We start from the raw sequence: 255 nt of genomic DNA on the forward strand, positions 1-255 counted from the left end.
CCTGTCCAACCATGTCTTCAGGAGCGTGCTTAACCGGTCGGGCTGTAAAACATGTTTTGATACCGCCTTGACGACGATGTCGTCGAGCTTTTCCATGGGGATTCGGCGACCGCGACATTCAGTCGTTGCTGCGGTCGCACGGCGACTGCAGGCATAATAACGGTATTGGCCACTTTTGCCTGTGGCAGTGGTCATGCCACCTCCGCAGCCATCGCCGCCGCAACCGCAGACAGCGACACCAGTCAGGAGGTTAGT

General features: G+C 57.6%; 1 protein-coding gene. It reads right to left on the reverse strand.

Annotated elements, in window-relative coordinates; genetic code table 11:
• Positions 1 to 246 (reverse strand): recombinase zinc ribbon domain-containing protein (locus EOE18_RS18375; protein ID WP_281278055.1); only part of this gene is annotated, 246 nt, incomplete at its 3' end.
• Positions 247 to 255 lie beyond the last annotated feature (9 nt).

The sequence above is a fragment of the Novosphingobium umbonatum genome, from assembly GCF_004005905.1.
GTDB classification, from domain to species: domain Bacteria; phylum Pseudomonadota; class Alphaproteobacteria; order Sphingomonadales; family Sphingomonadaceae; genus Novosphingobium; species Novosphingobium umbonatum.